Annotated in this window: 21 protein-coding genes; 11 read left to right on the forward strand and 10 right to left on the reverse strand. The window is 56.7% G+C overall.

Going from position 1 to position 24,640, the window contains the following annotated elements:
- The first annotated feature begins 21 nt into the window (after positions 1-21).
- Positions 22-1,662, forward strand: a complete 1,641-nt coding sequence (gene pgm / locus ACQG11_RS16655; RefSeq protein WP_023305695.1) for a phosphoglucomutase (alpha-D-glucose-1,6-bisphosphate-dependent) — start codon at positions 22-24, stop codon at positions 1,660-1,662.
- A 110-nt stretch (positions 1,663-1,772) separates the two neighbouring features.
- On the opposite strand, the gene potE is transcribed toward pgm, so the two are convergent.
- The 9 genes from potE to kdpF form a co-directional block, all read right to left on the reverse strand.
- Positions 1,773-3,086: a putrescine-ornithine antiporter gene (gene potE / locus ACQG11_RS16660; RefSeq protein ID WP_426728592.1), complete on the reverse strand. Its 1,314-nt coding sequence runs from the start codon at positions 3,084-3,086 to the stop codon at positions 1,773-1,775.
- A complete protein-coding gene (gene speF / locus ACQG11_RS16665; RefSeq protein WP_426728593.1) occupies positions 3,083-5,281 on the reverse strand; it encodes an ornithine decarboxylase SpeF in 2,199 nt (732 codons plus the stop codon). Before speF ends, potE begins: the two co-directional genes overlap by 4 nt.
- Positions 5,282-5,536: 255 nt before the next feature.
- A complete protein-coding gene (speFL, locus tag ACQG11_RS16670) occupies positions 5,537-5,641 on the reverse strand; it encodes a leader peptide SpeFL (RefSeq protein WP_003858645.1) in 105 nt (34 codons plus the stop codon).
- A 278-nt stretch (positions 5,642-5,919) separates the two neighbouring features.
- Positions 5,920-6,597 (reverse strand): two-component system response regulator KdpE, encoded by a 678-nt coding sequence (gene kdpE / locus ACQG11_RS16675; protein ID WP_022647450.1) that lies wholly within the window; start codon positions 6,595-6,597, stop codon positions 5,920-5,922.
- Positions 6,594-9,281 carry a two-component system sensor histidine kinase KdpD gene (gene kdpD / locus ACQG11_RS16680; protein WP_426728594.1) on the reverse strand — a complete coding sequence of 896 codons (2,688 nt, stop codon included), beginning with the start codon at positions 9,279-9,281 and terminating at the stop codon, positions 6,594-6,596. The genes kdpE and kdpD overlap by 4 nt, the downstream gene beginning before the upstream one ends.
- Positions 9,282-9,857 carry a potassium-transporting ATPase subunit KdpC gene (gene kdpC, locus ACQG11_RS16685; RefSeq protein ID WP_022647452.1) on the reverse strand — a complete coding sequence of 192 codons (576 nt, stop codon included), beginning with the start codon at positions 9,855-9,857 and terminating at the stop codon, positions 9,282-9,284.
- A gap of 12 nt (positions 9,858-9,869) precedes the next feature.
- Positions 9,870-11,918, reverse strand: coding sequence for a potassium-transporting ATPase subunit KdpB (gene kdpB / locus ACQG11_RS16690; RefSeq protein WP_023305699.1), 2,049 nt, complete (start codon positions 11,916-11,918; stop codon positions 9,870-9,872).
- A gap of 18 nt (positions 11,919-11,936) precedes the next feature.
- Positions 11,937-13,616: a potassium-transporting ATPase subunit KdpA gene (kdpA, locus tag ACQG11_RS16695; RefSeq protein ID WP_426728595.1), complete on the reverse strand. Its 1,680-nt coding sequence runs from the start codon at positions 13,614-13,616 to the stop codon at positions 11,937-11,939.
- A complete protein-coding gene (gene kdpF, locus ACQG11_RS16700) occupies positions 13,616-13,705 on the reverse strand; it encodes a K(+)-transporting ATPase subunit F (RefSeq protein ID WP_003858638.1) in 90 nt (29 codons plus the stop codon). Before kdpF ends, kdpA begins: the two co-directional genes overlap by 1 nt.
- A 310-nt stretch (positions 13,706-14,015) precedes the next feature.
- Here kdpF and ACQG11_RS16705 point away from each other — a divergent pair, with 310 nt between their 5' ends.
- The 7 genes from ACQG11_RS16705 (at position 14,016) to nei (ending at position 20,121) form a co-directional block, all read left to right on the forward strand.
- Entirely contained in the window at positions 14,016-14,222 is a 207-nt protein-coding gene (locus tag ACQG11_RS16705) for a YbfA family protein (RefSeq protein ID WP_014069366.1), read from the forward strand.
- Positions 14,223-14,820: 598 nt separating this feature from the next.
- Positions 14,821-16,233: a deoxyribodipyrimidine photo-lyase gene (gene phrB / locus ACQG11_RS16710; protein WP_426728596.1), complete on the forward strand. Its 1,413-nt coding sequence runs from the start codon at positions 14,821-14,823 to the stop codon at positions 16,231-16,233.
- A 10-nt stretch (positions 16,234-16,243) separates the two neighbouring features.
- Complete coding sequence (locus ACQG11_RS16715; RefSeq protein ID WP_003858635.1) at positions 16,244-16,987, forward strand: type 2 GTP cyclohydrolase I; 744 nt, start codon at positions 16,244-16,246, stop codon at positions 16,985-16,987.
- 14 nt (positions 16,988-17,001) lie between these two features.
- Entirely contained in the window at positions 17,002-17,658 is a 657-nt protein-coding gene (pxpB, locus tag ACQG11_RS16720) for a 5-oxoprolinase subunit PxpB (protein WP_022647457.1), read from the forward strand.
- Positions 17,652-18,584, forward strand: coding sequence for a 5-oxoprolinase subunit PxpC (pxpC, locus tag ACQG11_RS16725; RefSeq protein WP_320684401.1), 933 nt, complete (start codon positions 17,652-17,654; stop codon positions 18,582-18,584). Before pxpB ends, pxpC begins: the two co-directional genes overlap by 7 nt.
- Positions 18,571-19,311, forward strand: coding sequence for a 5-oxoprolinase subunit PxpA (gene pxpA, locus ACQG11_RS16730; RefSeq protein ID WP_022647459.1), 741 nt, complete (start codon positions 18,571-18,573; stop codon positions 19,309-19,311). Before pxpC ends, pxpA begins: the two co-directional genes overlap by 14 nt.
- Before the next feature lie 18 nt (positions 19,312-19,329).
- Positions 19,330-20,121: an endonuclease VIII gene (nei, locus tag ACQG11_RS16735; protein WP_320684400.1), complete on the forward strand. Its 792-nt coding sequence runs from the start codon at positions 19,330-19,332 to the stop codon at positions 20,119-20,121.
- 84 nt (positions 20,122-20,205) lie between these two features.
- On the opposite strand, the gene ACQG11_RS16740 is transcribed toward nei, so the two are convergent.
- Positions 20,206-21,489, reverse strand: a complete 1,284-nt coding sequence (locus ACQG11_RS16740; protein ID WP_006809584.1) for a citrate synthase — start codon at positions 21,487-21,489, stop codon at positions 20,206-20,208.
- Positions 21,490-22,128: 639 nt separating this feature from the next.
- Here ACQG11_RS16740 and sdhC point away from each other — a divergent pair.
- The 3 genes from sdhC to sdhA are packed head-to-tail and all read left to right on the forward strand — an operon-like array spanning position 22,129 to position 24,640.
- The gene (sdhC, locus tag ACQG11_RS16745; protein WP_026080740.1) at positions 22,129-22,533 is read left to right on the forward strand and encodes a succinate dehydrogenase cytochrome b556 subunit; all 405 of its coding nucleotides are present in this window, start codon (positions 22,129-22,131) and stop codon (positions 22,531-22,533) included.
- Entirely contained in the window at positions 22,527-22,874 is a 348-nt protein-coding gene (gene sdhD / locus ACQG11_RS16750; protein WP_003858621.1) for a succinate dehydrogenase membrane anchor subunit, read from the forward strand. Before sdhC ends, sdhD begins: the two co-directional genes overlap by 7 nt.
- The gene (gene sdhA / locus ACQG11_RS16755; protein WP_003858619.1) at positions 22,874-24,640 is read left to right on the forward strand and encodes a succinate dehydrogenase flavoprotein subunit; all 1,767 of its coding nucleotides are present in this window, start codon (positions 22,874-22,876) and stop codon (positions 24,638-24,640) included. Before sdhD ends, sdhA begins: the two co-directional genes overlap by 1 nt.

A 24,640-nucleotide genomic window follows, 5' to 3' on the forward strand; every position in this document is an offset into this window, starting at 1 on the left:
TTGCATCAGAAGGACCAGGCAATGGCAAATCACAGCCGTGCAGGACAACCTGCACAACAACGCGATTTGATTAACGTCGCTCAACTGACCGCGCAGTACTACGTGCTGAAGCCGGTGGTGGGCAACGCAGAACACGCAGTGAAGTTTGGTACATCTGGCCACCGCGGCAGCGCGGCGCGCCATAGCTTTAACGAACCGCACATTCTGGCCATTGCTCAGGCCATCGCGGAAGAGCGCGCCAAAAATGGCGTCACCGGTCCGTGCTATGTTGGGAAAGATACCCACGCCCTGTCTGAACCTGCCTTTATCTCCGTGCTGGAAGTACTGGCGGCAAACGGCGTAGACGTGATTGTTCAGGAGAACAACGGTTTCACGCCAACGCCTGCGGTTTCTAACGCTATTCTGGTACATAACAAAAAAGGTGGCGCGCAGGCGGACGGTATTGTGATCACCCCGTCCCACAACCCACCGGAAGATGGCGGCATCAAGTACAACCCACCTAACGGTGGCCCGGCGGATACCAACGTCACGAAAGTGGTGGAAGATCGCGCCAACGCGTTACTGGCTAACGGTCTGAACGGCGTGAAGCGCATCTCGCTGGATGAAGCCATGGCGTCCGGCCACGTGAAAGAGCAGGATCTGGTGCAGCCGTTCGTGGAAGGGCTGGCGGATATCGTCGATATGGCCGCTATCCAGAAAGCCGGTCTGAAGCTGGGCGTGGATCCGCTGGGCGGCTCCGGTATTGAATACTGGAAACGCATTGCCGAGCACTACAAGCTGGATCTGACCATCGTGAACGATCACGTCGATCAGACCTTCCGCTTTATGCACCTGGACAAAGACGGCGCGATCCGTATGGACTGCTCCTCCGAATGCGCGATGGCGGGCCTGCTGGCGCTGCGCGACAAGTTCGATCTGGCGTTTGCCAACGACCCGGACTACGACCGCCACGGTATCGTCACCCCGGCTGGGCTGATGAACCCTAACCACTACCTGGCTGTGGCGATCAATTATCTCTTCCAGCATCGTCCGCAGTGGGGCAAAGAGGTTGCGGTGGGTAAAACGCTGGTCTCTTCCGCCATGATTGACCGTGTGGTCGATGCGCTGGGCCGCAAGCTGGTGGAAGTGCCGGTGGGCTTCAAGTGGTTTGTTGACGGTCTGCACGACGGCAGCTTCGGCTTTGGTGGTGAAGAGAGCGCGGGGGCATCCTTCCTGCGCTTCGACGGCACCCCATGGTCAACCGATAAAGACGGCATCATAATGTGCCTGCTGGCGGCGGAAATCACCGCGGTTACCGGTAAGAACCCGCAGGAACATTACAACGACCTGGCAGCACGCTTTGGTGCGCCAAGCTATAACCGTATTCAGGCTGGCGCGACCTCTGCTCAGAAAGCCGCTCTGTCCAAACTCTCTCCGGAGATGGTCAGCGCAAGCACCCTGGCAGGTGACCCGATCACCGCGCGTCTGACGGCGGCACCGGGTAACGGCGCATCCATCGGCGGCCTGAAGGTGATGACCGAAAACGGCTGGTTCGCCGCGCGTCCATCCGGTACGGAAGATGCGTATAAAATCTATTGCGAAAGCTTCCTCGGCGCTGAGCACCGTCAGCAGATTGAGAAAGAAGCGGTAGAGATTGTCAGCGAAGTGCTGAAAAACGCGTAAGTGGTGTCTGGTGCGGGCTGATGCCCTCACCCAGGCCCTCTCCCACAGGGAGAGGGAGAAAACATTGATCTCGTAGGCCCGGTAAGCGTTAGCGCCACCGGGCTTCTTTTTTAACTATGCTTATTCTTCAGTTCAAACCGTGGTGACACCAGACCGTACAGCGTCCAGCCCATAAAGGTCACCATCGCGCCATACAGCATCGCCTCCTGACCGGACGAGTAGAGCGCATAGAAGCTGTAAATCGCCCCAATCAGCGCCACGATATTGGCCGCCCGGGCTTTGCGCGGATCCACCTTCGCCACCTTCTGAATAATCACCAGTGCCGCCATCGACAGAATGTACGGAATGATGTTCGTCACCACCGCCAGGTTGACCAGTACATTAAACTGGCTGTTCAGTGACGGGCTGATGGTCATCAGCGACAAACCGCTCTGGAAAATCACAATCGCCAGCATACCCTGTACCGGCGCATCCGCTTTGGTGACGCGGGAGAAGATTTTCGGGAAATAACCTTCGTCAGCGGAGGATTTGAATACCTGGGCGATGGTGAACTGCCAGCCCAGCAGCGAGCCGCAGCAGGACATCACCATCAGTCCCATGATCACTTTCCCTACCTCTGGCGTAAACATCTGCGCAAACGCCAGCCCGAACGGCGCCGTGGAGTTGGCGAGATCCATGTTGGGCACAATTCCCGCAATCACGTTGGTTGAGACGATATAGATCACCGCCGCCCCCAGCGTCCCGCCGAGTACCGCGATCGGCACGTTCTTTTCCGGGTTTTCCACCACTTCCGCATTCGCACAGGCTGACTCGAGACCGAGGAAAGCCCATAGCGTCATGGCGATCGACGATCCCACGGCGGTGAAGAACGGCACGTGGTGCGGGTTCCAGGAATTGGCGTACAGCGTCGGGCTAAACCAGAACCAGCCGATGATGCACAGACCGACAACCGGAATGATCACGCCCCAGACGGTGATGCTGCTGAGCTGTCCGGTGATGCGCGCGCCGCCAAAGTTGGCGACGGTGCAGATCCACAGCACGCCGATGGTCGCCAGCCCAATCTGCACCGGGGTCAGCGTCGAGCCAAACAGCTCCGTACCGTAACCGACAGCGGAAATGGCAATCGCCACGTTGGCGATCAGCAGCGACACCCCGTAGGTATAGTTGGCCATAAAGTTGCCCGACTTGCCAAACGCATATTCGGCATAGCCGCCCATGCCGCCAGACTTACGGCTGAACATCCCGCACTTGGCAAACGCCCACGCCAGCGCCATTGAGCCGACTGCCGTTACCAGCCAGGAGATAATCGAAATCGTCCCCACTTCAGCGAGCTTAGTGGGCAGCATGATGATCCCGGACCCCATCATATTCACCATGGTGAGGATAGTGAGTTGTACCACGCCCATCTTGTTGGACTTACTCATAATTTTTCTCCTTTCAGCAGAGACGGCTGAGCGGCGGGTTGTTTAATGACGTAGCAGCGCACCTGTTTGCGCCCGTCACACTCCTCGACGTAAACCCCCTGTAACTCCGGCGCAAAGCCCGGCAGCAGATTGATCCCGTCTTCCAGCGCGGCGAAATAGCGCAGCACGGAACCGCCCCAGACTTCCCCCGGAACCACGCACAACACCCCCGGTGGGTAAGGCAGCGCGCCTTCCGCGGCGATACGGCCTTCCGCGTCGCGCAGTGACACCAGCTCGACCTCACCGCGCAGATAGGCATAGTTCGCCTCCTGCGGGTTCATCATGACGCGCGGGAAGTGAGACTTGCGGAACATCTCTTTCTGCAACTGCTTCACGTTATGGCGGGCGTAGAGGTCGTGCATCTCCTGACAAATCTGACGCAGGGAATAATCCGCATAACGTTCCGGATGTTGCTTATAAAGAGAGGGCAGAACCTCTTTCAGCGGCACATCGCTCTGGAGCAGTTTTTCGAAGCGCACCAGCTGGGCGACGAGCTGCTGCAATTTGCCCATGTCCTCCGCCGGGGTGAGCAGGAACAGAATGGAATTGAGGTCGCATTTTTCCGGCACGATGCCGTTTTCACGCAGGAAGTTGGCGAGGATGGTGGCGGGCACGCCGAAATCATCATACTCGCCGGTGCGGGCGTTGATGCCTGGCGTGGTCAGCAGCAGTTTGCAGGGATCGATAAAATACTGATGCTCGGCATATCCCTCAAAGGCGTGCCAGCGTTCGCCCGGAACGAAATGGAAGAAGCGCAGATCGGTGGCGATCTCCGCCGTATCCCAGCTTTCCCACGGACGGCCATCCACCGTCTCCGGCACGAACGGGCGAATAAACTGACAGTTCTGAAGGATCAGTTTTCGCGCTTCGATACCCGTCACCACGCAGTCCATCCACATGTTGCGCCCACTTTGCCCCTCGTGCATGCGGGCGTTGATATCCAGGGCGGCAAATAGCGGATAAAACGGGCTGGTGGAGGCGTGCATCATAAAGGCGTTGTTGAGGCGCTTATGCGGAACATAGCGCGGCTGGCCTTTTATGTGGCTGTCCTTCTTATGGATTTGCGAGGTTTGCGAGAAGCCCGCCTGCTGCTTATGCACCGACTGGGTAACCAGAATGCCCGGATCGTTTTCGTTCAGCTCCAGCAGCAGCGGCGAGCAGTCGGCCATCATCGGGATAAACTGCTCGTAACCCACCCAGGCGGAGTCAAACAGGATGTAATCGCACAGGTGACCAATCTTATCCACCACCTGACGGGCGTTATAAATGGTACCGTCGTAGGTGCCCAGCTGGATCACCGCCAGACGGAAGGGACGTTCATCCCGCGCGCGACCAGGCGCGACCTCTGACACCAGTTCCCGCAGGTAACTCTCGTCGAAACAGTGTGCGTCAATACCGCCGATAAACCCGTACGGGTTGCGGGCTGTTTCCAGATACACCGGCGTCGCTCCCGCCTGTAACAGCGCCCCGTGGTGGTTAGATTTATGGTTATTGCGATCGAACAGCACCAGATCGCCTGGCGTGAGCAGGGCATTGAGCACCACCTTATTGGAAGAGGAGGTGCCGTTCAGCACGAAGTAGGTTTTATCCGCATTAAAGACTTTTGCCGCATGCTGTTGGGCGATGCATGGCGCACCTTCATGGATCAGCAGATCGCCCATTGCCACGTCGGCATTGCACAGATCGGCGCGGAAAAGCGTTTCGCCAAAGAAATCGACAAACTGGTTTCCGGCCGGATGGCGGCGGAAGAACTGGCCTCCCTGATGTCCGGGGCAGTCAAACGCGCTGTTCCCCTGCTGGACGTAATCGACCAGCGCGCGGAAGAACGGCGGACGGAGCTGGGTTTCGTACTTCTGCGCAGCCGCTTCAAGCTGGCGTCCGTAGTACGCATTGCTGGTGTCGGAGTACTCAAAAACGCCGTGAATACGCGACAAAAATTCAGCCGGAACCCTTTCTTCTTTATGCGTGGCAATAAACACCGGAATACCGAATCCCGTGGCTTCTATTTCTTCTATGGCGCCATTGAAAATATCACTGACGGCCAGAACCACGGCTGCCACATCAATATAATCCGATGCGGTGATATCCACGATCTCGCGCGAAGTGGTAAAGCATTCAGGGCAGGCACGGCTGACGGCAATTTTTAACTTTTTCATCTTTATCTCTTTATTTCAGGCAATATGGGTCCCTCGACTTCTTGCGGTAAAGAAATCGATTTTTTCCGGAAAAAAAAGCAAAGCGCGTCCGCTGATACGAAATCAGTTAATTGCTTTTTTGCTGAGTAGAATTCAGTCCGCCCGGTTGCGGAGAATCTGAATCACAAGGAATGAGCGCAGGTGTTCACAGGCAACAGCCTGTAAAATAGCGTTTTTCAGGATAACCTGTAAGCAGATGCGCCAGAAGTCGAAGGACTACCGGGCGTTAAAGAGATGAAAGTCAAAACAGTTTCGGTGGGCAAACATCATGATATGTGTTGTCCGCCTTATATGGGGCATTAAACGATTATTGTTTTCCATGTTCATTTTCCTTTCAGTAATTGAAAGCACGGTCATTTTATCCAGGAAAAAGGGATTAACTGTGAAACAGATCACCAATAACCGATCATTTCAGAAATAATTAGTCGTTATGAGTGAATAACGCAGATCAAAATGCTGTTTTGTTGGTTTGGTGTTAAATTGGTGTTCTAATTATGTTTAGTGAGGGCGAATATAGGCATGAAAATAATCTCGGCGTTATTTTCATGGCTATATTCAGGCTGGTGTGTTCTTTATTTAAAATTAAAGTGAATACTTATTCAGATCATAAACCGATATCCGATACCGGTTTCTGTTAATAAATGACGAGGACGCGCGGGATCGGCTTCAAGTTTCTGGCGAAGGTGTCCCATATAAATGCGTAAATAGTGACTATGTTCGACAGCATTCGGTCCCCAGACCTGGCTTAACAGCTGTCGCTGCGTTAACACTTTTCCATGGTTACTGAGCAACACGGCCAGCAGACGAAACTCGATAGGCGTAAGGTGGATCTCTTCTTCCCCTCGCACGATGCGGCGGGCGGCAAGATCGACGCGGATATCGCCAAAGACGTACACCGGTTCAGAAGGAGTGGTGGCACTGTGTCGACGCAGCGCCACACGCAGCCGGGCCTGTAACTCGCCAATGCCAAACGGTTTGATCAGATAATCATCCGCTCCGGCATCCAGCGCGGCGATTTTATCCGTCTCTTCGGTGCGGGCAGAGAGCACCAGAATGGGCATCTGGCTCCACTGACGCACCTCACGAATAAAATCGATGCCGTCGCCATCCGGGAGTCCCAGATCCAGGATCACCAGATCTGGCTTGCGGGTGGCGGCTTCAATTAACCCCCGTTGAAGCGTTCCGGCTTCATGAACGCGCAAACCGTCGCCTTCCAGCGCGGTACGCAGAAATCGGCTGATAGCGAGCTCATCTTCAACAATCAGAACGTTAATCACAAATCCTCTGGTAATTCATCAAGTTCTGGTGGGGTTTCAAGAGGAAGTGTAACACAAAAGCGTGCCCCACCTTCCGGGCGGTTCTCTGCGGAAATGGTGCCACCATGCACGTCAACAATCGCCTGGCAGATCGCCAGACCCAGCCCAACGCCCGGAATGGCGGATTCCTTATTACCGCGCGCAAATTTTTCGAATATGGCGCGCTCCTGACCGGCCGGAATACCCGGCCCGTTATCCCAGACGTCGAGCCGCAGCACACGTTTATCCACCCTGGCAGCAATCCCCAGCCGGGCCTTTGTCCCGGCGTATTTAGCCGCGTTTTCCAGCAGATTAATCAGCACGCGCTCAAACAGCGGGCCATCCACATGGATTAACGTCAGGGGTTCCGGCATGTCCAGCTCAATATGGCGCCCGCCGAGACCCGGCTCCAGCATCTTCAGCGCACTGCCGACAACCTCCTCAAGGGTGAGCCACTCTTTTTTGAGGCTAAACCCGCCGGACTGAATGCGCGCCATGTCCAGCAGGTTGTTCACCAGACGCGTGGTATTTAGCACGTGCTGACGAATTTCGCTGGCCTGCATCGCATGTTTTGATCCTTCCGCCGCCAGATCCAGCGTCAGAATTTCGGACTGACCAAACAGCACGGTAAGCGGGGTGCGCAAATCGTGAGACAGCGCTGCCAGCAGCGAATTGCGAATACTTTCGCGCTCGCTTGCCAGCCGCGCCTGCTCTTCGCTGGCGGTGAGCGCCAGCCGTTCAAGGGCGCTGGCGACCAGCAGGGTGAAGGTTTCCAGCAGGCGCTGCTGCTCGGGGATCATCAGCTGACGCAGGTTAGACGGCTCGACGATGACCAGCCCGTGATTTTTATCCGCGCTGCGCAGCGGCAGGATCTGGTAAGGCACCCCGGGCAGAGTGTCGGTGCCGGCACCGGCAGGTAAACCCTTATCAAAGCTCCAGCGGGCAATCGCTTCATCCCAGGGCGTCATCCCCGAAGGGGAGGTCAGCGGGCGAAGGCGCCCCTGCTCGTCGGGGAGCAAAATCAGGTTACTGGCATGAAAGGTCGAACGGATAAACTGCTCGCTGGTCTGGACGATATCTTGCTGCGTGCGGCCGACCGCCAGCGATTTTGACATCTCATACAGATGGCGGGTGCGCTGCTCGCGATAGCGGGCAATGCGTGCCTGGTAGCGCACGCCTGCCGTCAGATTCCCGATCACCAGCCCGACGGTAAGCATCACGGCAAAGGTCAGAATGTACTGCACGTCCGAGACAGCAAGCGTCCCGCGCGGAGCGATAAAAAAGAGGTCGAAGCTGATGACGTTGATCACCGTTGCCAGCACCGACGGCCAGCGGCCATAAAAGAGCGCGACCACAACGACGCCCAGCAGATAAATCATGACCAGATTGGCGGCATCGAAGGCGATTAGCCACTGGCTGGCAATCACCGTAATCAGGGCGCAAAGGACCACGGCCACCAGGCAGCCCCGGATCTGGACGCGCCATTTATCGCCAAAGGTGCGTGCGTCCGGCGTACGGCCGGGCAGGGGGGCGGGCTTGTCATCCAGCGCGACGATGACTAAATCCAGATCCGGCGCGCGGCGTGCCAGCCTGTCGGCAAAAGATTCGCGGCTAAACCAGCGGCGATGCTGGCGACGTCCAATGACAATCTTGCCCAGGTTATGCTCGCGCGCGTAGCGCAGAATGGCTTTATCTTCCTGCGGATCGGACAGGGTTGCGGTTTCGGCACCCAGCTCCTGCGCCAGCCGCAGCGCACTCAAAATGGCGCGACGCTGATTTTCCGGCAGGCCGTGAAGCTGTGGCGTTTCGACATACACCGCGTGCCAGACGCTGCCAAACTTCGCCGCAAGCCGGGCGGCGGTGCGGACCAGTTTTTCATTGCCGCTGCCGTGACCAATGCATAACAGAATGGCGTCACGCGTGTGCCAGACGCGCTCCCGCCCCTGCAGGTCTCGCCAGGCTCGCATCTGGTCATCCACGCGATCGGCGGTGCGGCGCAGGGCCAGCTCGCGCAGGGCAATCAGGTTTCCTTTGCGGAAAAAATGTTCGATGGCGCGTTCGGCCTGGCCGGCAATATACACCTTGCCTTCGTGCAGGCGCTGGCGCAGATCGTCAGGCGGCAGGTCAACCAGTACGACTTCATCGGCAGAATCAAAAAACGGATCGGGGACGGTTTCCCGCACCTGGATACCGGTTACCCCGCTCACCACGTCGTTCAGGCTTTCCAGATGCTGAACATTCACCGTGGTGAAGACGTCGATGCCGGCTTCAAGCAGCTCCTCAACATCCTGCCAGCGCTTCGGGTGGCGTGAGCCAGGCGCGTTGCTGTGCGCCAGTTCGTCCATCAGGATCAGCGCGGGGCGGCGGGCGAGGGCGGCATCAAGATCGAACTCCGTCACCAGCCGACCGCGATGGCTGATACGCTGGGGCGGCTGCGTCGCCAGCCCCGTCAGCAGCGCCGCCGTCTCTTTGCGACCGTGGGTTTCCACCACGCCGATGAGAATATCAAGCCCCTGCGCCCGAAGCCGCTGGGCTTCCGTCAGCATGGCGAAGGTTTTCCCGACGCCCGCGCAGGCGCCGAAGAAAATTTTCAGCTTGCCGCGGTGGGCTTCAGCCGTTTGTTCAAGCAGCCTGTCCGGATCCGGGCGCATGGGCTCTTCGGTCATTTAGTTCTTCCTTAGCGCATCCAGCGCCAGATTCAGCTCAACAATGTTCACTACCGGCATGCCGATGAAGCTGACCAGCGGCTTTTGCGTATGTTCTGCAACCAGCTGGCTCACCTGCTCGACGGTCAGCTGACGGGCGGCGGCCACGCGTGGGATCTGCCACGCCGCTGCGTCCGGCGTCAGGCTGTAATCCAGCCCGCTCGCGGAGGCGGTGACCAGCTCAACCGGCACCTCACGGCTGGCCTGCGGATTCGCGGCGCGCAGGGCGGCAACGCGTTCAGCAACGGCTTTGTCCAGGTCAGGATTACTGCCAGCCAGATTGCTGCCGCCGGAGGCCATTGGATTATACGGGCTTTCCGCAGTGGCGGAAGGGCGTCCCTGGAAGTAGCGCGGGTCCGTAAAGTTTTGCCCAATCAGACGCGAGCCACGGTTTTCACCGTTCTGGATAATCAGCGAGCCGTTGGCCTGGTCCTCAAACCACCACTGGCCCAGCGCGGTTGTCATCAGCGGGTAAAGCCCGCCGGTAATCAGAGACAGCAGAATAAACAACAGTATAGCGGGACGTAACATCGTCATGAGATTCACCTTTTAAACCAGCCCGAACAGCGTTAACAACATGTCGATAACCTTGATCCCAATAAAGGGCACCACCAGCCCACCCAGACCGTAAATCCACAGGTTACGGCGCAGCATGGCGGCGGCCGTCAGTGGCTTATAGCTCACCCCTTTCAGCGCCAGCGGAATAAGAAAGACAATAATCAGCGCGTTGAAGATCACCGCGCTCAAAATGGCCGAGGCTGGAGAGTGCAGGTGCATCACATTCAGGGCATTCAGCTGCGGATAGGTTGCCGCAAAGGCCGCCGGGATAATGGCGAAATACTTCGCCACGTCGTTGGCGATACTGAACGTGGTCAGCGAGCCGCGCGTCATCAGCATCTGCTTCCCGATATGCACCACTTCTATCAGCTTGGTCGGGTTCGAGTCGAGATCCACCATGTTGCCCGCCTCTTTTGCCGCCTGCGTGCCGGAGTTCATCGCCACCGCCACGTCAGCCTGCGCCAGCGCCGGGGCGTCGTTGGTGCCGTCGCCGGTCATCGCCACCAGACGACCTTCCGCCTGATACTGGCGAATGAGCGCCAGCTTTGCTTCCGGTGTCGCTTCGGAAAGGAAATCATCCACGCCCGCTTCGGCGGCAATGGCCGCCGCAGTCAGACGGTTATCCCCGGTGATCATCACCGTTTTAATGCCCATCTTACGCATCTGGGCGAAACGCTCTTTAATACCGCCTTTAACGATATCCTTCAGAGCGATAACCCCCAGAACGCTTGCACCTTCCGCCACCACCAGCGGGGTTGCCCCCTGACGCGCTACGCTTTCCACCAGGTGGTCGACTTCCGGAGGGAAATGTCCATTATTGGCTTCAATATGACGGCGAATGGCATCAACGGACCCTTTACGGATCATCCGGTCCTGAATGTTAATTCCACTCATGCGGGTTTGCGCCGTAAAGGGCACGAACGTGGCGTGAAGGCTTTGTACGTCGCGCTGGCGCAGGTTAAAGCGCTGCTTGGCGAGGATCACGATACTGCGACCTTCCGGCGTCTCATCGGCCAGCGAAGAAAGCTGTGCCGCGTCGGCCAGCGTTTTTTCATCCACGCCGGGAGCAGGTAAAAAGTCAGAGGCCTGACGATTACCCAGGGTGATGGTCCCGGTTTTATCCAGCAGCAGTACGTCTACGTCACCCGCCGCTTCAACGGCGCGTCCGCTGGTGGCGATGACGTTCGCGCCCAGCATACGGCTCATCCCCGCCACGCCAATCGCGGAAAGCAGGCCGCCGATAGTGGTGGGGATCAGACAGACCAGCAGGGCGATCAGTACGGTGATGCTGACCGCTGTACCGCCGTAGGCGGAGAAGGGCCACAGGGTCGCCGTTGCCAGCAGGAAGACAATGGTGAGCGCCACCAGCAGAATGGTCAGGGCGATCTCGTTCGGCGTTTTACGACGCTGTGCGCCTTCCACCATGGCGATCATCCGGTCGAGAAAGGTTTCGCCCGGGTTAACGCTGCACTGGATCACCAGCCAGTCGGAAAGAATGCGCGTTCCGCCAGTAACTGAGGCGAAATCTCCGCCCGACTCACGGATCACGGGCGCGGATTCCCCGGTAATAGCGCTTTCGTCTACCGACGCGCCGCCCTCAATTACCTCCCCGTCGCAGGGGATGATGTCCCCGGCTTCCACCAGCACCACGTCACCTTTGCGCAGTTCATCCGCCGGAACGTGGTCCATCTGCGCGCCGTATTTAGGTTCGCGTAATTTGCGCGCAAAGGCGGTTTTTTTGACCCCTTTCAGACTGTTGGCCTGCGCCTTACTGCGGCCTTCCGCCAGCGCTTCGGCAAAGTTGGCGAACAGCACGGTAAACCACAGCCACAGGCTGATGGCGCCGGTAAAGGTTGCATTTCCTGAAAGGTGTCCCGTTCCCATGGCAATCGCCAATGCGGTGGTGAGTAAACTTCCAGTCCAGACAATAAACATCACCGGGTTGTGCCACTGCACGCGCGGGCTCAGTTTTTTTACCGCATCCATGAGGGCCTGACGAACTAACGTCGGTTCGAGCAGGGCCAGTTGTTTACGACTCATGACAAATTCTCCGCAAAATCAGCGTAAAGAGAGATATTCCGCAACCGGGCCTAACGCGAGGGCGGGGATAAAGGTCAGGGCACCTACCAGCAGAACGGTGCCAATCAGCAGGCCGACGAACAGCGCGCCGTGAGTCGGTAACGTACCGATAGTGGTCGGCTGGATCTTCTTATTCACCAGTGTTCCGGCGATCGCCATGACGGGAATAATCACGCCGAAACGACCGAAGAACATGCAGAACGCCAGCAGACAGTTCCAGAACGGTGAGTTGGCACTTAACCCTGCAAAGGCGCTGCCGTTGTTGTTTGCGGCAGACGAAACGGCGTAAAGCACTTCGCTAAAGCCGTGAATGCCCGGGTTAAAGATGCCGCTGCGCCCGGCGTCGGTCATCAGCGCCAGCGCGGTACCGAGCAGCACAAGGGCGGGGGTGACCAGGATTGCCAGCGCGGTTAATTTCATTTCGCGGACGTCGATTTTTTTGCCGAGATACTCCGGCGTGCGGCCGATCATCAGCCCGGCGATAAACACGGCGAGCAGAACGAACAACAGCATGCCGTACAGCCCCGAACCGACCCCACCGAAGACCACCTCGCCAATCTGCATCAGCCACATCGGGATCATGCCGCCAAGCGCGGTGAAAGAGTCGTGCATGGCGTTCACCGCCCCGCAGGAGGCCGCCGTGGTGACCACCGCATAGAGGCTGCTGGCAAGAATGCCGAAGCGGCTCTCTTTGCCTTCCAGGTTGATATTGCTGTTAGCCCCCAGCAGCATGAAGTGGCTGTTGCCGTTCCATTCGGCCCACATCACCAGTGCTACGCAGACCACGAAGATTAACGACATGGCCCACAGCAGCGTACGGCCCTGGCGGCGATCGTTAACCACATCGCCAAAGGCGAAGCAGAGCGCGGCGGGGATCAGGAAGATCGCCAGCATCTGTACAAAATTGGTTAATGCCGTTGGGTTTTCAAACGGATGCGATGAGTTGGCGTTGAAGAAGCCGCCCCCGTTGGTGCCCAGCATCTTGATTGCTTCCTGCGACGCCACTGGCCCCATTGGCAGGAGTTCCCTGCCCCCTTCAAGCGAGGTGTAAGGGGTATAAGGCAGCAGGTTTTGCAGAGTGCCTTGCTGTATAAAGAACAGGGCAATAATCAGCGCAACAGGCACCAGGATCCAAAGGGTGATGCGCGTGACATCAACCCACGCGTTGCCGAGCGTGCTGACATTCTGGCGGGCAAACGCGCGCGTCAGGGCGAAGATCACCGCGATACCGCTGGCTGCAGACAGAAAGTTTTGCACGGTTAACCCGGCCATCTGGCTGAAGTAGCTGAGCGTGGTTTCACCGGCGTAAGACTGCCAGTTGGTATTGGTGACAAAGCTGACCGCCGTGTTCAGCGCCAGATGCCAGGATAAACCTGGTAACTGCTGCGGATTCAACGGCAAATTGCCCTGGAGCATGAGCAGCGTAAAGAGGGCAATAAGCCCCACGATATTCAGAAGCAGTATCGCCATCAGGTACTGGCCCCAGCTCATTTCGCGGTCGCTGATACCTGAAATGCGCCAGAGCACGTTTTCAATTTTTCGCGTACCCGGCAGTGGCACGTTGTTTATCAGCCGCGCCAGCGCTGTTCCCAGCGGCCTGGCGAGCACAAACAGCAGCAGTAAAAAGCTGGCAATAAGCAAAAACGCCTGAGCAGCCATCAGAATGCCTCCGCATTAATCAGGGCATAAATCAGATAACCCAATAACAGGAACACCAGCACGATGCCGGCAATCAGACCTGCACTCACACTCCACCTCCGGGTGACTTTTGTTGTTGTACAAACGGTAGGATTTGTGGCGCAAAGATTTCGCAAAAATCAGAAGGGCAGGTGTAAAAAAAGTATAAAAATGGGAAAGACCACAATTTAACTATTGGTAAGTAAATTGTTAACTTTTTTGTAACTTAATTACAGGCGTGAATGTAAACATTCACGAAATGGATGAAAATAAGTGGTCGGATGAGTAGTAAAATTACAAACAAAGCGGTATTATTTTAACCAGGTCACAGATTTCACATTTTCCGGAGACGGTTTCCGGCCAACTACAGGGGAGAAAAATATGGATCTTTATAAAGAGTATCCGGCTCATATCGTGTTCATGCGTCGCACTTTCGCCGTAGTGGCTGGCGTGCTGGCCCTGCCGGTGATGCTGTTCTGGAAAGATCGCGCACGTTTTTACAGCTATCTGCACCGCGTCTGGGCGAAAACCAGCGAAAAGCCGGTGTGGATGGATCAGGCCGAGAAAGCAACCTGCGATTTCTACTGATACGGTGTGACATCGTAGCCATAAAAAAACCGCCTACAGCAAAGTGGCGGTTTTTTTGTCCCTCGGGATTCGCGGTCCGTTGGGTAATCTTGCAGCCCCTACCCGGGATTTTTATCATACCCTTCTTTAAAAAGTTCGCAATCCACTTCACCTTTATAAATTCCTAATTTTACTGAAATAACTTACTTTTGGCGTTGGTGTTAATTATGATGCCACGTCCCTTTCCGCCATCTCGCAAATGGGCATCGGTCCTGGGAAAGGTGTATCCATAGCCGTAAAGCAGCGCGCCTACCCGGGCTTGTGTCCACCGATTTATCACCGGTGGTGATAGGTGGAGCGGTTAGCAGCAGGGACCGCATAGTGAAACGCTATTTATGCATCGCGTTCATTGTCGCCAGCGCACTCGTTGTAAAGAGTGATAAACCGGATGTGTTTATTGCCTTTACCCCGATAGCGCAGGACAAGTAGCGTTAAGGCCGCCTCGGGCGGCCTTTTTTATTTCATCCCGTCTACACTTCATGGCAAAGTAGTTCAATGCGTGCCTTTTTCCTTTTACGGCATGCCCTTACGGACATAATGGACAATTGCCTGGAGTTTTATGCCCACCCATCTGGTTTGGTTTCGCGCGGATTTACGCATTCACGACAACTTCGCTCTCGCGGCCGCCTGCCGCGCTAAAGACGCGAATGTGCTGGCCCTGTTTATCGCCACGCCTGAACAGTGGCGGCAGCATGACATGGCGCCCCGGCAAGCGGCATTACTCAGCGCGTATCTGAATGACCTGCAACATTCACTGGCCGAAAAAGGCATTCTGCTGATCTATAAAGAGGCCCATGATTTTGCCGCACAGCTTGAGATGGTGCAGGCAATCTGTAAGCAGCACGCGGTAACGCGTCTTTTTTACAACTACCAGTATGAATTTAACGAGCAGCAGCGGGATCGTCAGCTGGAGAAAAACCTTACGGGCGTGGTCTGTGAAGGCTTTGATGACAGCGTGATGCTCGCACCGGGCAGCGTGATGACCGGCAGTCACGAAATGTATAAAGTTTTCACGCCGTTTAAAAATGCTTTTATCAAACGCCTGAAAGAGGGGCTGCCAGAATGCGTTCCCGCCCCGGCCATAAGAGGGGAAACGATAACGGATCTGCAGGACATCAGGCTGAATTATCCCCAGCAGTCGTTTGATGAAACGGTATTCCCCGCCAGCGAGAAAGCGGCTATCGCCCGGTTGCGTCAGTTCTGCGCGCAGGGGGCGGCGGATTACGAGGCGCGGCGGGATTTTCCAGCGATTGAAGGCACCAGCCGCCTGTCGGCCTGTTTAGCGCTGGGCGCGCTCTCCCCGCGCCAGTGTTTACATCGGCTACTGGCGGAACAGCCTCAGGCGGTAGACGGGGGGGCGGGCGCAGTGTGGCTGAACGAACTGATCTGGCGTGAGTTTTATCGCCATCTGATGACGTATCATCCTGATTTATGTAAACATCGCCCCTTCATTCGTTGGACCGATAAGGTACAGTGGCAGTCGAATGATAAGCTGCTGAAGGCATGGCAGCGTGGGCTCACCGGCTTCCCGATTGTTGATGCGGCTATGCGGCAGCTCAATGAAACCGGGTGGATGCATAACCGTCTGCGTATGATTACCGCCAGCTTCCTGGTAAAGGATCTGCTTATCGACTGGCGAACCGGAGAGCGTTATTTTATCTCTCAGCTGATCGATGGCGATCTGGCGGCGAATAACGGCGGCTGGCAGTGGGCGGCCTCCACCGGCACGGATGCGGCTCCCTATTTTCGGATCTTTAATCCGACCACGCAGGGACAACGATTTGACGTCGACGGCGAGTTTATCCGTCGCTGGCTGCCTGAACTTAAGGATGTCCCCGCCAAAGCCATTCATGAACCCTGGGCATGGGCGGATAAACAGCGTGTTACCCTGAACTATCCCCGTCCCATTGTCGACCATAAACAGGCGCGCGTCGCCACGCTGGCGGCGTACGAAACCGCCCGAAAAGTTTGAGAGAATGATGATGAAAAACAGTGAACTGGAACGCCTGATTAACGAAAAACTCAACACCGCCTCGTTTAGCGACTACGGTCCGAATGGCTTACAGGTGGAGGGTCGCGAGACGGTGCAAAAAATCATCACCGGCGTAACGGCAAGCCAGGCGCTGCTGGATGAGGCGGTGCGTCAGGAAGCCGACGCGGTGATTGTCCATCACGGTTATTTCTGGAAAAACGAATCACCGATTATTCGCGGCATGAAGCGCAACCGTCTCAAAACGCTGCTGGCGAATGACATCAACCTGTACGGCTATCACCTGCCGCTCGATGCGCATCCTGAACTGGGGAATAACGTTCAGCTTGCGCAGCTGCTGGGGATTACCGTGATGGGCGAAATTGAACCCCTGGTGCCGTGGGGTGAACTGTCGATGCCGGTTCCGGGTCTGGAGCTGGCATCGTGGATCGAAGCACGCCTGGGGCGTCGTCCGCTGTGGTGCGGCGACACCGGGCCGGATACCGTGAAGCGCGTGGCATGGTGCACCGGCGGCGGCCAGGGCTTTATTGATAGCGCGGCGCGTTTCGGTGTCGACGCCTTCATTACCGGCGAGGTTTCCGAGCAGACCATTCACTCTGCCCGTGAACAAGGCCTGCATTTTTACGCGGCAGGCCATCACGCCACCGAGCGTGGCGGCATCCGCGCCCTCAGCGAGTGGCTGACGGAAAATACCGATCTGGATGTGACGTTTATTGATATCCCTAATCCGGCCTGATGAGAGGTAGTTAAGTGCAGCGAGCGCGTTGTTATCTTCTGGGTGAAACCGCAGTGGTTCTGGAACTTGAGCCTCCGGTGACGCTTGCCACGCAAAAGCGTATCTGGCGTCTGGCTCAACGACTGCCCGAGCTACCTGGCGTGGTTGAAGCTATTCCGGGTATGAATAATATCACCGTGGTGCTGCGTGATCCGCACACGGGGGCGCTGGATGCCATTGAGCGCCTGCAACGCTGGTGGGAGGAGAGCGAGGCGCTGGAGCCGGAATCGCGGACGATTGAGATCCCGGTTGTCTATGGCGGCAAGGGAGGCCCCGACCTTGGCGTCGTGGCCGAACACTGTGGATTAACGGAGAAGCAGGTTGTGGAGTTGCATAGCTCAGTCGACTATGTCGTCTGGTTTTTGGGATTTCAGCCGGGTTTCCCCTATCTGGGCGGGTTATCGCCCCAGTTGCATACGCCGCGCCGGGCTGAGCCACGCCTGAGCGTACCGGCGGGCAGCGTGGCGATTGGTGGTGAGCAAACGGGAATTTATCCGCTCGCCTCGCCGGGAGGCTGGCAGCTTATCGGGCACACGTCCACGCCGTTATTTGAACCAGGCCAGGACGCGCCCATACTCCTGCGTCCGGGGGATACCCTGCGCTTTATCCCGCAAAAGGAGGGGATATGTTAACGCTTATTCGCGCAGGGCTTTACACCTCGGTACAGGATACCGGGCGCTTTGGCCTGCGTCAGTCGGGCGTGAGCTACTGCGGTGCGCTTGATCGTCCCTCGCTGGAGATTGCCAACCTGCTGGTAGGCAACGCCGGCAGCACGGCGGCGTTAGAAATTACGCTGGGTCAGTGCGTGATTGAGTTTGGTCAGGAAACCTGGTTTGCCTTAACCGGCGCGGGCTGTGACGCGACGCTGGACGGCAAAGCGGTGTGGACCGGCTGGCGCCTGCGGGCGAAAGCCGGACAGCGTCTGACGCTCAAGCGTCCTCTGCACGGCGTGCGCAGCTATCTTGCGGTGGCGGGAGGTATCGACGTGCCGGAGGTGCTGGGCTCATCCAGCACCGACCAGAAAGCGGGAATGGGCGGACATGAAGGACGGCTGCTGCGCGACGGCGATCGCCTGGCGATTAAGCCATCAGCGCGCCATTTCACCACCACGCAGGGCGTGAAGCAGCTGTTGTGGGGGAACCTGATCCGCGCCCTGCCGGGGCCGGAATATCATGAGTTCGATGAGGCCTCAAAAGAGTCTTTCTGGCGCTCGCCATGGAAGATCAGCCCGCAGAGTAACCGCATGGGTTACCGGCTTCAGGGCCAGCCGCTGACCCGCACGACTGACCGGGAGCTGCTTTCCCATGGTCTGTTGCCGGGGGTGATTCAGGTGCCGGGCAACGGCCAGCCTATCGTACTGATGAACGATGCGCAAACCACGGGAGGATATCCGCGTATTGCCTGCATTATCGAAGCGGATCGCTACCATCTGGCGCAAATTCCTCTCGGTCAGCCAATTCATTTTGTGCAGTGTTCGCTGGAGGAGGCGCTGAAAGCCCGTCAGGATCAGCAGCGTTATCTCGAACAGCTGGCGTGGAGGCTCGATGGTAAAGATTGATTTAAACGCCGATCTGGGGGAGGGCAGCAGCGCCGATGCGGCGCTGATGACGCTGGTCTCCTCGGTGAACATCGCCTGTGGGTTTCATGCCGGCGATGCGCAGACCATGCTGGCGAGCGTGCGCAATGCCATGAAAAACGGCGTGGCGATAGGCGCTCACCCCAGCTTTCCGGACCGGGAAAACTTTGGTCGCACGGCGATGGATCTGCCGCCTGAGACGGTTTACGCGCAAATGCTCTACCAGATCGGCGCCCTGGAGGCGATAGTGCGCGCTGAGAAGGGCGTGTTGCGTCACGTCAAGCCGCACGGCATGCTCTATAACCAGGCGGCGAAAGATCCGGCGCTGGCAGACGCCATTGCTCGCGCGGTACGGGACTGCAATCCGCGTCTGATTCTGGTGGGCCTGGCGGGCAGCGAGCTTATCCGTGCCGGCGAACGGCTGGGGCTGACTACGCGGCAGGAAGTGTTTGCCGATCGGGGATACCTGCCGGACGGCAGCCTGGTTCCGCGTACGCAGGCCGGTGCGCTGATCACCGACGAAGGTAAAGCGCTGGCGCAGACGCTGGAGATGGTGCGCTTCGGGCGAGTAACCTCAACGGAGGGTACAACGGCAAACGTTCAGGCTGATACGGTGTGCTTACACGGTGACGGCGAGCATGCGCTCCAGTTTGCACGACGCCTGCGGGCGGCGTTCTCGGAAGAGGGCATTGTTGTCAGCGCAGAATAATCATGAAAGGACAATAACATGCCAGAAGGTCCGGAGATCCGCCGCGCGGCGGATAGCCTGGAGGCGGCGATAAAGGGCAAACCTCTGACACACGTCTGGTTTGCCTTTCCTCAACTCAAACCGTTTGAAACAGAGCTGGTGGGACAGACGGTGACCCACATTGAAACGCGCGGCAAAGCGTTGCTCACCCACTTTTCCCATAACCTTACGTTATATAGCCACAATCAGCTTTACGGCGTCTGGCGGGTGGTAAAGGCGGACGAGCAGCCGCAAACGACCCGCGTGCTGCGCGTGCGGCTACAAACGGCGGATAAGGCGATCCTACTCTATAGCGCTTCTGATATCGAAATGTTAACGCCGGAGCAGTTGCTCACGCACCCGTTCTTACAGCGGGTTGGGCCGGACGTGCTGGATATGCGCCTGACGGCAAGCGATGTGAAAGCCCGGCTGTTATCGCCCACATTCCGCAACCGGCAGTTTTCCGGGCTGTTGCTCGATCAGGCATTTCTGGCGGGGCTGGGAAACTACCTGCGGGTGGAGATCCTCTGGGAAGTGGGGCTGGCGCCGCAGCGCAAAGCGTCGCAGCTGAGCGATGAACAGCTGGAGGCGCTGTCCCACGCGTTACTGGATATTCCACGGCTGTCGTACAACACGCGCGGCGTGGTGGATGAGAACAAGCATCACGGGGCGCTGTTCCGCTTCAAGGTGTTTCATCGGGCAGGTAAAAAGTGTGAGCGGTGCGGCGGGGTGATTGAGAAGGCGACGATCTCTTCCAGGCCGTTTTACTGGTGTCCTGGGTGCCAGATGTAAAAAAGCCGGGTGGTGGCTACGCCTTACCCGGCCTACATCTCGCACTTGTAGGCCCGGCAAGCGAAGCGCCGCCGGGCGTGTTTTTTAGCGCTTAATGTCAGACTTAAAATCACGCTGCTCGTAGCCGGTATACAGCTGACGAGGACGCGCGATTTTCATGCCTTCGCTGTGCATTTCGTTCCAGTGCGCAATCCAGCCCACGGTACGCGCCATGGCGAAGATTACGGTGAACATGGAAGACGGAATGCCCATCGCTTTCAGAATAATGCCAGAGTAGAAATCGACGTTCGGGTAGAGTTTCTTCTCGATGAAGTACGGGTCGTTCAGCGCGATGTGTTCCAGCTCCATCGCCACTTCCAGCAGATCATCTTTGGTGCCCAGCTCTTTCAGCACTTCGTGGCAGGTCTCACGCATAACGGTCGCGCGCGGGTCGTAGTTTTTGTAAACACGGTGACCGAAGCCCATCAGACGGAAGGAGTCATTCTTGTCTTTCGCGCGGCGCACGAACTCAGGAATGTGCTCAACGGAGCTGATCTCTTCCAGCATCTTCAGTGCTGCTTCGTTCGCGCCGCCGTGCGCCGGTCCCCACAGGGAGGCGATACCCGCAGCGATACAGGCGAACGGGTTCGCGCCGGAAGAGCCCGCGGTACGGACGGTAGAGGTCGAGGCGTTCTGTTCGTGGTCAGCGTGCAGGATCAGAATACGGTCCATCGCGCGTTCCAGCACCGGGTTCACTTCATACTCTTCACACGGCGTAGAGAACATCATGCGCAGGAAGTTACCTGCGTAGGAGAGGTCGTTGCGTGGATACACAAACGGCTGACCGATAGAGTATTTGTAACACATCGCCGCCATAGTAGGCATTTTGGACAGCAGACGGAACGCCGCGATATCACGGTGACGTGGGTTATTCACGTCCAGAGAATCGTGGTAGAACGCCGCCAGCGCACCGGTAATACCGCACATGACCGCCATCGGATGAGAGTCACGACGGAACGCATGGAACAGACGGGTAATCTGCTCATGGATCATGGTGTGACGGGTCACGGTGGTTTTAAATTCATCGTACTGGGCCTGCGTCGGTTTTTCGCCGTTCAGCAGGATGTAGCACACTTCCAGATAGTTGGATTCGGTGGCTAACTGATCGATGGGGAAGCCGCGATGGAGCAGGATACCTTCGTCACCGTCAATGTAGGTGATTTTGGATTCGCAAGATGCGGTGGAGGTGAATCCAGGGTCAAAGGTGAATACCCCTTTGGAACCCAGCGTACGGATATCAATAACATCCTGACCGAGCGTGCCTTTTAGCACATCCAGTTCAATAGCATCATCACCATTTAGGGTGAGTTTTGCCTTTGTATCAGCCATTTACGGTCTCCTTAGCGCCTTATGCTTAAGACTGCGCTTTACCGGATTTGCTTTCAGCTGTTAATCATCGTTACCAGATTGTTATTTGGCTTACCGCTCAGCTCACGAGGAGAAACCAGGGTACAGAGCTATGGCGCCTTGCAGGTAAACGAATGAAATATCAGTGAAACAACAGCAAATCAGCGTTTTTGCAGTCCGAATTATTCAAACCTGTATATCACTAATAACTGTCCTGATAACTTCGGTCAATACCATCACACTGTTACATAACTATTTGTCAGGTGAAAGAGAGACCTCATAACTTTTGCGCATTATATGCCTTTTCTGATGACGTTTGTAACAATATTGTTTAACATTTGTCAAATCAGATGATTAAAAATTAAAAAGATGTTGTTATCGTGACCCCGATCACTGTTCCAGAGAAAACCCAACAAACTGTATGTAGGTTAATTGTAATGATTTTGTGAACGGCCTATACTGCCGCCAGGTCTCCGGAACACCCTGCAATCCCGAGCCACCCAGCGTTGTAACGTGTCGTTTTAGCATTTGGAAGCAATGTTTTGCATGACGCGCAGTTATAGAAAAGGAACGCTGTCTGACCCGCATCGCAGTCCGGAGGAAGGAAACAATAAGAACAGCATGTGGGCGTTATTCATGATAAGAAATGTGAAAAAACAAAGACCTGTCAATCTGGATCTCAAAACGATCCGATTCCCTGTAACAGCAATAGCGTCCATTCTGCACCGTGTTTCTGGTGTGATTACGTTTGTGGCGGTTGGTATCTTGCTGTGGTTACTGGGAACCAGCCTCTCATCTCCTGAAGGATTCCTCCAGGCCTCAGCCATCATGAACAGCTTCTTCGTGAAATTTATCATGTGGGGCATTCTGACCGCGCTGGCCTATCACGTGGTTGGCGGCGTTCGCCATATGCTGATGGACTTTGGCTACCTGGAAGAGACGTTCGAGGCCGGTAAACGTACCGCTAACATTTCATTTGTGATCACTGTCGTGCTTTCACTTCTCGCAGGAGTTCTCGTATGGTAAGCAACGCCTCCGCATTAGGACGCAACGGCGTACATGACTTCATCCTGGTCCGCGCTACCGCCATCGTCCTCACGCTCTACATCATCTATATGATCGGTTTCTTCGCCACTAGCGGCACACTGACGTGGGAAATCTGGAGTGGTTTCTTCGGATCGGCCTTCACCAAAGTGTTCACCCTGCTGGCCCTGTTCTCCATCCTTATTCATGCCTGGATTGGCATGTGGCAGGTGTTGACCGATTACGTTAAACCGCTGGCGATTCGCCTTCCGCTGCAACTGATTATTGTTGTTGCTCTGCTGGTTTACGTCATTTATGGATTTGTTGTGGTGTGGGGTGTGTAATGAAACTGCCAGTCAGAGAATTTGATGCTGTTGTGATTGGTGCGGGTGGCGCAGGTATGCGCGCCGCACTGCAAATTTCCCAGAGCGGCCAGACCTGTGCGCTGCTCTCTAAAGTATTCCCGACCCGTTCCCACACTGTGTCTGCGCAGGGCGGTATCACCGTTGCGCTGGGTAATTCCCATGAAGATAACTGGGAATGGCACATGTACGATACGGTAAAAGGTTCCGACTACATCGGCGACCAGGATGCCATCGAATATATGTGTAAAACCGGCCCGGAAGCGATTCTGGAGCTGGACCACATGGGTCTGCCTTTCTCCCGTCTGGAAAATGGCACCATCTATCAGCGTCCGTTTGGCGGCCAGTCGAAAAACTTCGGCGGCGAACAGGCGGCACGTACCGCAGCAGCGGCTGACCGTACCGGTCACGCTTTGCTGCACACCCTTTATCAGCAAAACCTGAAAAACCACACCACCATCTTCTCCGAGTGGTATGCGTTGGATCTGGTGAAAAACGCCGATGGCGCGGTGGTGGGTTGTACCGCACTGTGCATTGAAACTGGTGAAGTGGTCTATTTCAAAGCGCGCGCAACCGTGCTGGCCACCGGCGGCGCAGGTCGTATCTATCAGTCCACTACCAACGCCCACATCAACACCGGTGACGGCGTTGGGATGGCTATCCGCGCTGGCGTGCCGGTGCAGGACATGGAGATGTGGCAGTTCCACCCAACCGGTATCGCCGGTGCGGGCGTGCTGGTGACAGAAGGCTGCCGTGGTGAAGGTGGCTATCTGCTGAATAAACATGGCGAGCGCTTTATGGAGCGTTATGCCCCGAATGCGAAAGACCTGGCGGGTCGTGACGTGGTGGCGCGTTCCATCATGATCGAAATCCGTGAAGGCCGCGGCTGCGACGGCCCTTGGGGCCCGCACGCGAAGCTGAAACTCGACCATCTGGGTAAAGAAGTGCTGGAATCCCGTCTGCCGGGCATTCTGGAACTGTCCCGCACCTTCGCCCACGTCGACCCGGTGAAAGAGCCGATTCCGGTTATCCCAACCTGTCACTACATGATGGGCGGTATTCCGACCAAAGTGACCGGTCAGGCGCTGACCGTGAACGAGCAGGGTGAAGACGTGGTCATCCCTGGTCTGTTCGCGGTAGGCGAAATTGCCTGCGTATCCGTCCACGGCGCAAACCGTCTGGGCGGCAACTCCCTGCTGGACCTGGTGGTATTTGGCCGTGCGGTGGGGCTGCATCTCCAGGAATCTATTGCCGAGCAGGGCGCGTTGCGTGATGCGACCGACGACGAAATTGATGCCTCTCTTGAGCGCCTCAACCGCTGGAACGGCAACCGTAACGGGGAAGATCCGGTGGAAATCCGTAAAGCGCTGCAAGAGTGTATGCAGCACAACTTCTCGGTATTCCGTGAAGGTGACGCAATGGCCAAAGGGCTGGAGCAGCTGAAAGCGATCCGCGAGCGTCTGAAGAATGCCCGTCTGGACGATACCTCGAGCGAGTTCAACACCCAGCGCGTTGAGTGCCTGGAGCTGGATAACCTGATGGAAACCGCGTTCGCGACCGCGATGTCGGCAAACTTCCGTACCGAAAGCCGTGGCGCCCATAGCCGCTTCGACTTCCCGGATCGTGATGACGAAAACTGGCTGTGCCATTCCCTGTATCTGCCAGAGTCGGAAACCATGACGCGTCGTAGCGTTAACATGGAACCGAAACTGCGTCCGGCGTTCCCGCCGAAGATTCGTACTTACTAA

Origin of the sequence: Enterobacter cloacae complex sp. 372C4 (assembly GCF_050030615.1) — a bacterium.
Taxonomy (GTDB): domain Bacteria; phylum Pseudomonadota; class Gammaproteobacteria; order Enterobacterales; family Enterobacteriaceae; genus Enterobacter; species Enterobacter intestinihominis.

Excerpts from the sequence above, each read along its gene's own strand:
- ACQG11_RS16705 (WP_014069366.1), top strand. The coding sequence starts at position 14,016 with ATGGATCTTTATAAAGAGTATCCGGCTCATATCGTGTTCATGCGTCGC.
- speF (WP_426728593.1), bottom strand. The coding sequence starts at position 5,281 with ATGAAAAAGTTAAAAATTGCCGTCAGCCGTGCCTGCCCTGAATGCTTT.
- nei (WP_320684400.1), top strand. The coding sequence starts at position 19,330 with ATGCCAGAAGGTCCGGAGATCCGCCGCGCGGCGGATAGCCTGGAGGCG.
- sdhD (WP_003858621.1), top strand. The coding sequence starts at position 22,527 with ATGGTAAGCAACGCCTCCGCATTAGGACGCAACGGCGTACATGACTTC.
- phrB (WP_426728596.1), top strand. The coding sequence starts at position 14,821 with ATGCCCACCCATCTGGTTTGGTTTCGCGCGGATTTACGCATTCACGAC.
- ACQG11_RS16740 (WP_006809584.1), bottom strand. The coding sequence starts at position 21,489 with ATGGCTGATACAAAGGCAAAACTCACCCTAAATGGTGATGATGCTATT.
- pxpC (WP_320684401.1), top strand. The coding sequence starts at position 17,652 with ATGTTAACGCTTATTCGCGCAGGGCTTTACACCTCGGTACAGGATACC.
- pxpA (WP_022647459.1), top strand. The coding sequence starts at position 18,571 with ATGGTAAAGATTGATTTAAACGCCGATCTGGGGGAGGGCAGCAGCGCC.
- sdhA (WP_003858619.1), top strand. The coding sequence starts at position 22,874 with ATGAAACTGCCAGTCAGAGAATTTGATGCTGTTGTGATTGGTGCGGGT.
- speFL (WP_003858645.1), bottom strand. The coding sequence starts at position 5,641 with ATGGAAAACAATAATCGTTTAATGCCCCATATAAGGCGGACAACACAT.
- kdpB (WP_023305699.1), bottom strand. The coding sequence starts at position 11,918 with ATGAGTCGTAAACAACTGGCCCTGCTCGAACCGACGTTAGTTCGTCAG.
- kdpA (WP_426728595.1), bottom strand. The coding sequence starts at position 13,616 with ATGGCTGCTCAGGCGTTTTTGCTTATTGCCAGCTTTTTACTGCTGCTG.
- pgm (WP_023305695.1), top strand. The coding sequence starts at position 22 with ATGGCAAATCACAGCCGTGCAGGACAACCTGCACAACAACGCGATTTG.
- sdhC (WP_026080740.1), top strand. The coding sequence starts at position 22,129 with ATGTGGGCGTTATTCATGATAAGAAATGTGAAAAAACAAAGACCTGTC.
- ACQG11_RS16715 (WP_003858635.1), top strand. The coding sequence starts at position 16,244 with ATGAAAAACAGTGAACTGGAACGCCTGATTAACGAAAAACTCAACACC.
- potE (WP_426728592.1), bottom strand. The coding sequence starts at position 3,086 with ATGAGTAAGTCCAACAAGATGGGCGTGGTACAACTCACTATCCTCACC.
- kdpD (WP_426728594.1), bottom strand. The coding sequence starts at position 9,281 with ATGACCGAAGAGCCCATGCGCCCGGATCCGGACAGGCTGCTTGAACAA.
- kdpC (WP_022647452.1), bottom strand. The coding sequence starts at position 9,857 with ATGACGATGTTACGTCCCGCTATACTGTTGTTTATTCTGCTGTCTCTG.